At 59.5% G+C, this 11,475-nt stretch carries 10 protein-coding genes; 6 read left to right on the top strand and 4 right to left on the bottom strand.

Features of this window, described 5'->3' with window-relative positions:
• Positions 1-8 precede the first annotated feature (8 nt).
• The 4 genes from N1689_RS04245 to N1689_RS04230 all read right to left on the bottom strand — a co-directional run bounded on the left by N1689_RS04245 (position 9) and on the right by N1689_RS04230 (position 4,420).
• Positions 9-800 carry an ABC transporter ATP-binding protein gene (locus tag N1689_RS04245; RefSeq protein ID WP_161735610.1) on the bottom strand — a complete coding sequence of 264 codons (792 nt, stop codon included), beginning with the start codon at positions 798-800 and terminating at the stop codon, positions 9-11.
• A 10-nt stretch (positions 801-810) separates the two neighbouring features.
• A complete protein-coding gene (ntrB, locus tag N1689_RS04240) occupies positions 811-1,683 on the bottom strand; it encodes a nitrate ABC transporter permease (protein WP_260058044.1) in 873 nt (290 codons plus the stop codon).
• An 11-nt stretch (positions 1,684-1,694) separates the two neighbouring features.
• Positions 1,695-2,945 (bottom strand): CmpA/NrtA family ABC transporter substrate-binding protein, encoded by a 1,251-nt coding sequence (locus tag N1689_RS04235; RefSeq protein WP_161735628.1) that lies wholly within the window; start codon positions 2,943-2,945, stop codon positions 1,695-1,697.
• Between the two features lie 263 nt (positions 2,946-3,208).
• A complete protein-coding gene (locus N1689_RS04230) occupies positions 3,209-4,420 on the bottom strand; it encodes a nitrate regulatory protein (RefSeq protein WP_222924132.1) in 1,212 nt (403 codons plus the stop codon).
• Between the two features lie 487 nt (positions 4,421-4,907).
• On the opposite strand from N1689_RS04230, the gene N1689_RS04225 reads away from it, so the two are divergent.
• The 6 genes from N1689_RS04225 to N1689_RS04200 all read left to right on the top strand — a co-directional run bounded on the left by N1689_RS04225 (position 4,908) and on the right by N1689_RS04200 (position 11,474).
• Complete coding sequence (locus N1689_RS04225) at positions 4,908-5,399, top strand: hypothetical protein (protein ID WP_013357636.1); 492 nt, start codon at positions 4,908-4,910, stop codon at positions 5,397-5,399.
• An 85-nt stretch (positions 5,400-5,484) separates the two neighbouring features.
• Positions 5,485-6,702, top strand: coding sequence for a type IVB secretion system protein IcmH/DotU (gene icmH / locus N1689_RS04220; RefSeq protein ID WP_161735605.1), 1,218 nt, complete (start codon positions 5,485-5,487; stop codon positions 6,700-6,702).
• On the top strand, positions 6,702-8,816 hold the full coding sequence (gene tssM / locus N1689_RS04215; RefSeq protein WP_260058041.1) for a type VI secretion system membrane subunit TssM: 2,115 nt from the start codon (positions 6,702-6,704) through the stop codon (positions 8,814-8,816). The genes icmH and tssM overlap by 1 nt, the downstream gene beginning before the upstream one ends.
• Before the next feature lie 13 nt (positions 8,817-8,829).
• Positions 8,830-9,528, top strand: coding sequence for a type VI secretion system-associated protein TagF (gene tagF / locus N1689_RS04210; RefSeq protein WP_260058040.1), 699 nt, complete (start codon positions 8,830-8,832; stop codon positions 9,526-9,528).
• Between the two features lie 36 nt (positions 9,529-9,564).
• Positions 9,565-10,701, top strand: a complete 1,137-nt coding sequence (gene tagH, locus N1689_RS04205; protein WP_161735599.1) for a type VI secretion system-associated FHA domain protein TagH — start codon at positions 9,565-9,567, stop codon at positions 10,699-10,701.
• Positions 10,698-11,474, top strand: coding sequence for a PP2C family serine/threonine-protein phosphatase (locus tag N1689_RS04200; protein ID WP_161735597.1), 777 nt, complete (start codon positions 10,698-10,700; stop codon positions 11,472-11,474). Before tagH ends, N1689_RS04200 begins: the two co-directional genes overlap by 4 nt.
• The last annotated feature ends 1 nt before the right edge of the window (position 11,475 follow it).

The raw sequence follows: 11,475 nt of genomic DNA, 5'->3' as shown, positions 1-11,475 counted from the left end.
TCTGCTCCTTATGCGGCCGTGGTCTGTTTTTCATAGAGGAAATGCAGCACTTTCTGGCGCAGCTGGTGGTAGCGCGGCTCATCCGCCAGCGCGACCCGCGAGCGCGGACGCGGCAGATCGACGGTGAGGATTTCGCCGACCTGCGCTGCCGGGCCGTTGGTCATCATCAGCACCCGATCGGAGAGCAGCACCGCTTCATCCACGTCATGGGTGATCAGGACAATGGTGGTGTTCAGCTCCTGCTGAATACGCATCACGCTGTCCTGCAGGTGGGCGCGGGTTAAGGCATCCAGCGCGCCAAATGGCTCATCGAGCAGCAGCACGCGCGGCTTCATTGCCAGCGCCCGGGCAATGCCGACACGCTGCTTCATGCCGCCGGAGATTTCGCCAGGCCGCTTGTGCATGGCGTGGCTCATCTGCACCCGATTGAGGTTGTGTTCGATCCAGTCGCGCATCTCCGCTTTGCTGAAGCGTCCTTTAAACACCTGCTGCACCGCCAGTTCGACGTTCTGAAACGCCGTCAGCCACGGCAGCAGCGAATGGTTCTGAAATACCACCGCACGCGCCGGGCCGGGTCCGGTGATTTCGCGGTTATCACATAGCAGCACGCCGCTGCTGGGACGGGTTAATCCGGCAATCAGGTTCAGCAGCGTCGATTTGCCGCAGCCGGAGTGGCCGATCAGGCTCAGGGTTTCCCCTTCGTGGATATCAAAACTGACGTTGTCCAGCGCCAGAAACTCGCCGCTGGCGGTGTTGAAACGCTGACTCACCTGCTGAACGCGAATAATGTGTTGCTGCATGATGTTCTCCTTATTTTTCCCAGCTGAAACGACGCGCCAGCAGCATCAGACCCTGCTCCAGCAGCAGCCCGACGACGCCGATAATCAGAATGGCGATCAGAATGTTTGCCACGTTGAGGTTGTTCCACTCGTTCCAGATCCAGAAACCGATCCCCAGCCCGCCGGTCAGCATTTCGGCGGCCACAATCACCAGCCAGGCGATGCCGATAGAGAGACGCACCCCGGTGAGCACCGCAGGCAGCACGGCGGGCAGCAGGATCCGGCGCATCACCGTCCATTCAGAGAGCTGTAACACCCGCGCCACGTTGAGGTAATCCTGCGGAATGCGCTGCACCCCTTCGGCGGTGTTGATGATCATCGGCCAGATCGAACAGATGAAAATGGTCCAGCTGGCGGCCGGCTCGGCGCGCTGAAACAGCAGCAGCCCAATCGGCAGCCAGGCCAGCGGGCTGACCGGGCGCAGTAAGGCAATAATCGGATTGAACATGCGCGCCATAAAGGTGAAGCGCCCCAGCAGAAATCCGGCAGGAATGCCCACCAGCGCGGCGAGGCCGAATCCGATGGCGACGCGCTGCAGCGAGGCCAGCACATTCCAGCCAATGCCCTGATCGTTGGGACCATTGCTGTAGAACGGGTCAGCGAACAGTACCTGCGCGGCCTGCCAGGTCACGTAAGGCGAGGGAAACGAGGGTTCGGACAGGGCGGCGATCTGCCACACCAGCAGCATCAGCAGCAGGCCGCCCGCAGCCGGAATGCAGTGCTGCAAAAACGGACGCAGCCGTGCCGGCCGAACGGCGGCTTTGGGGGTGACCTGTAACGGAATAACGGTGGCACTGCCGGGGGTTTGCTCCGGCTGCGCCAGGGCGCGCGCATCAGTTTTCATAACAACCTCTCTTAACGTTTGATGGCGAAACTGGCGGCATAGGCGGCAGGATTGCTGCCATCCCAGACTTTGCCGTCGATCAGGGTGCTGCTGCGCATCTCACTGGCGGGCAGTGCCATCTGCCCGACGGCGCTGGCGGCCTGTTTGTAGATGTCGATGCGGTTGATCTGGCGGGCCACGGCGAGGTAATCGGGATCGCTGGCCAGCAGTCCCCAGCGTTTCATCTGGGTCAGGAACCACATCCCGTCGGAGAGCCACGGAAAACTGACGTTGCCGTTGTCGAAGAAGCGCATCGGATGCGCGTCCTGCCACGACTGTCCCAGCCCGTTCTCGTACTGGCCGAGCATCCGCCCCTGCAGCGTCTCCACTTTGGTGTTGATCCAGGCACGACCGGCTAACACCTGCGCGGTTTCACGGCGGTTATCGTCTGAGGCATCGATCCAGCGCGCCGCCTCCAGCACCGCGGCAGTCAGCGCGCGGGCCGTATTGGGGTTCTCTTTCACCCACTGCGCGCGGGTGCCTAGCACTTTTTCCGGATGCTCCGGCCAGATCTGCTGGCTGGTCGCAGCGGTAAAACCGATGTTGTCGCTGATGGCACGCTGGTTCCACGGCTCACCGACGCAGAAACCGCTCATGTTGCCAATCTTCATGTTCATCACCATCTGGGGCGGCGGCACGACCACGGTGCGCACATCGTCAAACGGATGAATGCCGGCATTGGCGAGCCAGTAGTAGAGCCACATGGCGTGCGTACTGGTAGGAAAGGTATGGGCGAAGGTCAGGCTGCCTTTCGGACTGCCATCAACGGCTTTTTTCAGGCTGGCCGCATCGGTGACGCCGCCTGCCTTGAGCTGGTTCGACAGGGTGATCGCCTGGCCGTTGTGGTTAAGCGTCATCAGGTTTGCCATATCGTGCTGCGGCCCCGCCACACCCAGCTGCAGCGCGTAGATCATGCCGTAAAGCACATGCGCCGCATCCAGTTCGCCGGAGGTCAGTTTGTCGCGCACCGCTGCCCAGCTCGCCTCTTTGCTGACCTGCAATGTCAGGCCATACTTTTTGTCGAAGCCTTTTACTGACGCCATGACGACCGGCGCGCAGTCGGTGAGTGGAATAAAGCCGACCCGCACCTGCGCCTTTTCTGGCGCATCGGAGCCGGCTGCCCAGACTGCATTTCGTAATCCCGGCACGATCCAGGCCGCACCCAGCGCCGCACCGGAGATCAGCGCCTGACGTCGTGTCAGTGAAAATGGCGTTTTGCTCATCATGTTGCCCCTGAACAGAAATAAAAAAAGGCATCCTCCGACAAGCCGAAGCCTGCGGATGGACGCCTTTATCCAAAGCACCGACCCCACCGCCATTGGCGGGAGCAATGCGTACTCTCTGTAGGGTTAAAGCAAAGGGTGTGCCAGATCGCTCAAGCCGTGTTAATGCCAATCTGCGGGGGGCAGCCTGGTGAGAAATTAACCTTTTTTGCACGTTTCTGACGCAGATCACGCACAAAGGCTGTGCAGCTACCTCGTCCGGGTTAGTTGCTCAGGGTTTTCGCCACCGCCAGCACCGCCTGCGCGATCTCCAGTACCCGTTTGTTCTGGTTCATCGCACTTTTGCGCAGCGCCTGCCAGGCGGCCTCTTCGCTGAAACCCTGCTGCTTCATCAGCCAGTGCTTGGCCTGATCGATCACCCGTCGCTCGTCAAGTGAAGCGCGCATTGATGCCAGCTCATCCGCCTGCTGCTGCAGGCGCTGTGACTGCTCACCAATCAGCGACAGCACCGACCGTCCAAGTTGCGGGGCCAGACCGTCACTGTTGAGCGCAGCCGCGCCGGGCAGCCAGTCAGCTCCCGAGACGTAGAGCGAGAAGTTGCTGTCGCCCCGAACGACCGGCGATGCCGCCTGCTGCTGCGCCTGCTCAATCGCCTCACGACAACGCTGCATCAGCGTGGCCGTCAGGGCATCCTCCAGGGTTTTCATCTGGTCCAGCCGATCGGAGAGCAGAGAAAACCACTCCAGTGCGCCGGTTTCATCATACTGGCTACCGGTGCAGGCGATGCGCCGCAGCCGTTCGATATCCCGGCTGGCCTGAGACAGCGGCTGCCAGCTTGCACAGGCGACGCCGTCGGCAAACTCCCGGAAGGTGGTAAAGCTTTGCTCCTGAGCCGCAATCAGCGCCACCATCTGGCTGCGCTGCTCAGGCGTGAAGTGCCCCGCCGCAAAGCCCGCGGAGCCGATGGCCCGCTCCTGTCCTGCCAGCTCTTTGCCCTGCATAAAACTGAACAGCGCGATAAGTGCACGCGAGATACCGGGATCGCTGGCGGTGTCGGCTGCCTCAAACACCAGATTGAGTAAGGTGCGGATCACCTGATTAAACGCCGCCATCGCCGCAGCCTGATCCCGCTCATGCTGGCTGATTTGCTGACGCAGCGCGGGCAGTCCCTCCAGTGCCTGCAGGGCGGCGGCAATCAGGTTGCAGAAACGACTGAAACCGGGCTGTGCTATGGCGTGCGGCAGCGCCTGGTAAAAATGGTGCAGGCCGGCGCTGACCTCCTGCTGACGGGCGTGGCGCTCGGCGCTGAAGAGCGTGCCACCGGAGCAGATCCAGAGATTGTTTGCGCCGCGTTCCCGCTGCAGCCGATGAACCAGCTCACTGACGGCGGCCATCAGCTCGCCGGTTTCAAGCAGCCGTTGCAGGCTGGCAATATCGCTGTCACGCGAGGCCTGCAGCCAGGTCAGGGCATCCATGTTTCACCTCTCCGCCGTTAAAACCTTTCTGAAGCAAAAGGCGTGCCGCTTTCCGGAAAACAGGCAGGCGTATCCGGCGCGTAAATTCTGATTTTGATAAGATTGTTTAGCTGAAGAGATAAATTTTTTCGGCAGCAAAATATTAGAAAGACTTAATAGTTTCCAATCGAATCCATTGCATGCCAGAATGCGCGGCACTGTTCTCAACCAGTTTGTCCCCGCGATAATTCAGTTCGCTTTAACTATCGCATTGCCTGGCGCTTTTCTTATATCGCAGCCCGCCCAGAAAGCGTCTGCTATCACGCATCGGCAGCGTGTGCAATGGTTTGAATTCTCAAAAGTCTTAGGTAGACTAAACGCGTAACTATCCTGATGTAATCTGAACTTTTTTTGAAAAACAGACTTTCGGCACGATGCGGCGCGAAAAACAGTGCCTCCTGCATCGGGCCTGGCAATATGCAGATACTTTGATGAGATCACGAGGAACATGGTGAAAAAGAGTCTTGCGTTAACGCTGCTGGCGGTGCTTACCCTGGCAGGCTGTAAGGCCCCGCCGCCGCCCGTCACTGACGATACGCTGGTCACCAGCGAAATTAACGGCGTTAAACTGGTCCATCGACACGCTGTCGCAGCACCGACTGAATTTGAGCCGGTCAATCAGACCTGGCGGGCGCTCTATGGTGCCTCGGTTATGACCTCGCCGGATTACGGCGGCAAAGTCGTTCGCTATCTCGAAACGGGTAAACCGTTTGAAGTATTAGGTAATGTGGAGCACAGCTGGCTGGCGATTGCTGACCAGGCCGATGGCCCATTGATTGGTTATGTACCGTTAAAAGCGGGTGTAGAGAGCAGTCGTTACGATGCCACGCTGCAGAGCGATCGTCCCCGTCCGCGGAAAGCGAAACAGGTCTGCGTGGCCGTCGGGGGCGCGAGTAAAGCCTGTCGGACTAATGATACCGCGACCTGGATCTTAGACTGAATATGAAATCCGGCGCATATTGCCCGCAGCACCGTCCTGTGCTGCGGGTAAAGGGATTTGCCATTGGCTGGAAGATCACGAATTAATGACTGTGGAATCCCCTGCGCGTGAGGCGACCCCCTCGGGCAATGAGAATCTATTACTTCAGGCTGCGGCGCCACTGCTGAATGCGGTGGTGCAAATTCGTCAGGCAGCCACCCATGATGACCCTGCGGGTCTGCGCCAGTCTCTGATCGATGAAATTCGCCAGTTTGAACAACGCTGTAAACAGGCAGGGCTGCCGTTTGAGATGATTATCGGCGCGCGTTACTGCATCTGCAGCGCGCTGGACGAAGCCGCGGCGCAAACCCCCTGGGGCACGCGTGGCGTCTGGTCGGGCAACGGCATGCTGGTGACCTTTCACAATGAAAGCTGGGGCGGCGAGAAATTCTTTCAGCTGCTGTCGCGCATTTCACAAAGTCCGCAACAACACCTCTGGCTGCTGGAAGTGGTGCAATATTGCCTGCTGCTGGGCTATGAAGGCCGCTATCGCGGCAGTGAAAATGGCCGCGCCCAGTGCGACGGTATCCGTAAGCGCCTGAAAAGCCTGATTGACGAGACGCGCGCCCAGCGCCAGACCCCGCAACCCCCGCTGGTCGAGGTGCATCCGCTGGTCAGTACCCTCGCCCGCCCGATGGTGCCGCTCTGGGCCTGCGCCATGCTGGTCGCGCTCATCGGCTGCCTGATCTACAGCGGCCTGAACTGGCGACTCGGCAACGCTGCCGAACCGCTGCTGCGCACCATCTATCAGACCCCGCTGCCGCAGATTACTGCGGGCCGCCGTCCCTCTTCTCCGCAGGCGCTGCTCGATCTGCGTCAGCGACTGAACGATGTGATCGCTGCCGGACAGCTCGAAGTCAGCGATGGTGCCTTTGGCAGTAAAGTGATTATTCCCGCAGACAAATTGTTTGCCGAGCAAGGCACGGTGATTAACCCGGTGGGCCGCGCGCTGCTGGCCCGCGTCTCAACTGCGATGAAAGATGTCAAAGGCACCATTCTGGTGTCCGTGTTTACCGACGATCATCCGGTGGATAACAGCCGTTTTGCCTCCAGCTATGAGTTCTCATTCGCCCGCGCCCGTGCCATCACCCAGCTGCTGCAGCTGCAGCTGGAGGACGGTCATACGGTACGCTCTGAAGGCCGTGGTGACAGCGACCCGCTGCTGCCCAACGACAGCAGCGAAAACCGGACCCGCAACCGCCGCGTTGAGATCACCCTGTTTGCCGCGCCTGAAACGCTCAGTAATCATCAAGGAGCACAATAATGCGCGCTTCCCTTCGCCTGCTGTTAACGCATCGCCTGCTGTGGAGCTTTATTGGCGTCACGGCGCTGAGCTGTCTGGTCTGGATGCTGGGGCCGTTCTGGACATGGGGCGAGTCGCGTCCCCTGGAACCGGTGCTCCCTCGCCAGCTCACCGTGAGCGCGCTCTATTTTCTCTGGATCCTGTTCCAGCTAATCCCGTCGCTTTATCGTGCCTGGTTTAACAGCCGCTTACTGACCCAGCTTCAACTGGCGGGCAACGACGATCCGGCGGAACGCCAGATGACGGAGGAGCGGCTTAATCAGCGCTTCAGCGAAGCGGCGATGCAGCTGAAACGCACCCAGTTTGGCCGGCGTCACAGCGGCAATCTGCTCTCGCGCTTTAATGCCAATTACCTCTATCAGCTGCCCTGGTATCTGGTGATGGGTGCGCCCGGTGCCGGTAAAACCACCGCGCTGTTTAATGCGGGCCTCGATTTCCCGCTGACCGATACGCTGGGTAAGCAGGCGATTCGTGGCGTCGGCGGCACCCGCAACTGCGACTGGTGGTTTACCGACAGCGCGGTGCTGATTGATACTGCAGGGCGTTATGCGCTGCAGGAGAGCCAGCGCGTGCGCGATGCCGCGGAGTGGCACAGTTTTATCAATCTGCTGAAACGCTATCGTACCCGCCAGCCGATTAACGGTGTCATCATGACCATCAGCGTGGCCGATCTGCTGAGCGATTCTGCCGAAGCGCGTTTTGCCCAGGCCAGTGCGCTGCGTGAGCGCATGGCGGAACTGCATCAGCAGACAGGCATTCACTTCCCGGTCTATGTGATGGTCACCAAAACTGATTTGCTGAAAGGCTTTATGAGCTACTTCGGCAACATTGATAAAGCGCGGCGTGACGCTATCTGGGGCTTTACGTTTAACCGGGAGACGACCAGGCCGCACAGAGATGACTGGCATCGTCATTTTGGCCAGCAATTTCAGCGGCTGGAAGAGCAGCTACAGCAGCAGCTGGCGGAGCAGATGACTCAGGAGCGCGACCTGAATGAGCGCGCTGAATGCTTCCTCTTCCCGCAGGAGTTCGCCTCACTGCGCCCGCTGCTGAACGAGTATCTCGATATCGTCTTTTCTGATCATCAGGATGCCGTCGCCTGGAGCCCGCGCGGCCTCTTCTTTACCAGCGGCACGCAGGAAGGCCTGCCGTTTGATCGGGTGATGGGTGAACTGAGCCGTAAACTGCAATTACGTCAGGCGGGCGAACATTCGATTGCCGCCTGGGACAGCGTTAATCGCAACAGTCCGATTCCCGGCAACAAAGGCCAGAGCTTCTTTATTCGTGACCTGTTGAGCGATCTGGTCTTTAAAGAGAGCGGGCTGGCGGGCAGTAATCGCCGCTGGGAGTATCGCAATCAGCTGTTCCACTGGATTGGCTACGGCGTGCTGGCAGGCGCGCTGTTAATCGCCTCCAGCCTGTGGGGCATCAGCTACTACCAGAATCAGCACTATCTGCAGCAGGTGGCCGCGCGCGTACCCGCCATTCGTGAGCAGAGTCAGCAGGTGATTCATCAGCCTGCTGATAATATTTTTGATCTGCTACCCTTTCTTAACAACCTGGTGAAGCTGCCGCTGTCGGAACGTTTTTCTCTCGATAATCCGCCGCTTACTATGCGGGCTGGCTTATATCGCGGCAGTCAGGTCAGCGATGCCGCCTGGGTGCTTTATCAAAATGCGCTTAAGTCTTTGCTGCTGCCGCGCGTGGCGCAGCAGATCACCAACATTCTGCGCAACGATCCGGGTGATGATAACGCCTACAGCCGCAATGCGCTGCGCGCCTATCAGATGCTCTATCAACCGCGCAATTACGATGGCGAATTTTTACGGGCATGGCTGCTGCAAAACTTACAGCGCTCGCTGCCCGATACGGTAAGCGCCCGCGATCTGCAGCAGCTCGACTGGCACCTGAGCCAGCTGCTGGATCAGCAGATTCAGTCATCGCCTTATGCGCGTGACAATGCACTGATGATGCGCAAGCTGGCAGACAATCTTAAAATCGCGGGCCAGGCGGGCAGCGTGCTGGCGGCAGCACCGCTGCAGCCGGCCGCGCGATCACACTCGCAAAGCGAGTAATGGTGAGGTGAACATGGCTGCTTACACCGCCCCCGGCTGGTATGGCAAGCTGCCGTCGACCGGTGACTTTCTGCACCGTCGTCTGAGTGAGCAACAGATTAGCCCGTGGAATCACTGGTTCCAGCAGGGATTAATGCACTGGCATCAGCAGGCCTGGTCATACAGCGCGAACTTTCTTCACGCGCCGGTATGGAACTTTGTCCTGCCGGTGACCGCGACCCGGCCACACGTACAGATGGGCTGTCTGTTGCCCTCCTGTGACCGCGTCGGGCGCGCCTGGCCGCTGCTGGCACTGCACAGCTTTCCGCTGGCACAGTGGCATCCGGCTCAGCTGACCATCTCCGGTGAATGGTTTCAGGATCTGGGCGTGACCCTGTTACGGGCGGTTCAGACGCCGCTGAACGGCGAGCAGTTAGAGCAGCAGATCCAGGCGCTGCCGCCGCTGCTGGTGCCCGCCAGGAAGCCCTCTGAGATTATGGATGTGATCGGTTTTCAGGATCTGCCCTGCACGCTGAGCTGGCGTGAAGTGGCCGAACGTTTCGACCCTCAGCAGCATATGAGCTACTGGTGGAGTAATCGCAGTGATGGTTTTGCCCATGCGACCCACAAGCACAGCGGCAACCTCACGGCGCAACTGTTTTCGTTACTGTTTAACCCGGCGGCAGGTGCACAGCCGGGACGTAATGGCCTCTATCCTCCGATGTTCGAGTGAGGCCGGATGCGTTTGCCGTTCAATCTGGGATAACTCATGCAATTTACCATCGTGCAATGCACTACGGATGTTCCGGTCAGAAGCGTCGCGTTTCAACCGCCTGGCGGCACCATCGGCCGCAGTCAGGACAACGATCTGGTGCTGCCGGATGAGACGCGGGCTATTTCGCGCCTGCAGGCGCTGGTTCACCTGTCGCATGACGGGGAGTGCCGGCTGACCAACCAGGGCAGCGTAACGCCGGTCGAGCATAACGGCATTACGCTGGGTCGCGGCATGCAGGTGCTGCTTAAGCACGGCGACGCATTGCGTATCGGTGAGTATGCGCTCGAAGTGCGCGATCCCGCCTGCCAGAACGCGCAGAGCGATCCGCTGGCGCTGTTTGCGGGTGACAGCGCCCAGCCCGCGAATCCTTTGGGCATTCACGAACATCATGAGGTTGAGGATCGGCTGCTGGTCAACGACGTGCCGCCTTCACGTCACGAGCGTCACAGTGATGCGCGGCTGGCGATCGAGCCGCAGGCCAGTGAGCCACGCCGGGCGCTGGCGGCACAGCCGGTGGATCAGGATCGGCTAATCGCCGCCCTGCTGGACGGCATGGGGCTGAGCAACGGCCACGCCACACCGGTTGACGAAGAGCAGATGCGCATTACCGGCCGGATGCTGAGCCTCTTTTCTCAGGGCACCGTGGCCCTGCTCTCATCACGTTCCATTCTCAAACGGGGCGTGAAAGCGGACATGACCATGATTCTGAATGAGGCCAACAACCCGTTCAAAATCCTGCCCTCCGGCAAAACCGTGCTGATGCAGATGTATCAGAGTCAGATGCCCGGATTTATGCCGCCGGAACAGGCAGTGCGCGATGCGCTGGTCGATCTGCAGGCCCACCAGCTGGGCATGATTGCCGGCATTCGCGCCATTATCGCGGCGATGCTGCAATCCTTTAATCCGCAGCGGCTGGAGGAGCAGGCGCGCGCCGATGGTCTGGTGTCAAAACTGCCGTTTTCCACCGCGAAGAAAGCGGCGCTATGGGACTACTTCATGCGTAATTACCAGCGTACTGCCGGTGAGATCGAAGATGATTTCCATACGCTGTTTGGCGAAGCTTTCCTTCATGCCTATGACATGGAAGTGAATCAGTATAAAGATTCTCAGACGCGGGTGGACGACGCATGAAAATCGTTTTTGCCAGCCGCTGCCAGCAGGGGCTACGCGATGAGAATCAGGATCGCACGGGTGCCGAGCTGGATGAGCGAAAAGCCTGTTTTGTGGTCTGCGATGGCGTGGCCGGTCTACCCGGTGGCGAGATGGCGGCACAGCTGGTGCGCGACACCCTGCTGAGCCAGATACAGGCGCACACCGACTTTACGCCGGAAATCACCCATCAGGCGATCGAGCAGTGCCGCTTAGCGCTGCATGAGGCACAGGGTAAAAATCCGAAATATTCCCGCATGAGCACCACGCTGGCAGCCCTGTTTATTGACCGCCAGAAACAGCGTGCATGGTGGGCGCATGCCGGTGACAGCCGGGTTTACCACTTCCGACGGGGCGTGCTTCACGAGGTGACCCGGGACCACAGTCTGGCCCAGCAGCTGAAAGAAGCGGGCTATGAAAATACCGGCATTAACAGTAATTTACTCTATAATGCGCTCGGCGCTGAGCCGCCTCGCTTAGTCAGCTTTTCGCAGGAGATTGCGCTGGAGGATGGGGACGCTTTTCTGGTCTGCACCGATGGCTTCTGGCTGAATCTGACCAGTAGTGAAATGGAACAGGCGCTGCGCATGGTAAATGCCTGCGAAGAGTGGCTGGCTCTGATGGAACAGGCGGTGAGCCGCAACGTTAAAAAAGATAATCTCAGCGCACTGGCGGTCTGGATTGGTGAGCCGGAGGAGGCAACACTGCTCTATTCACTGGCTGATTCGGCGCGCTTTCTGCCGCCTCGTTTTTGAT

Origin of the sequence: Pantoea sp. XY16 (assembly GCF_025153065.1) — a bacterium.
GTDB lineage: Bacteria > Pseudomonadota > Gammaproteobacteria > Enterobacterales > Enterobacteriaceae > Pantoea > Pantoea alfalfae.
The sequence above is the reverse complement of the archived record's forward strand: the minus strand, read 5'-3'. Positions and strand labels throughout refer to the sequence as shown.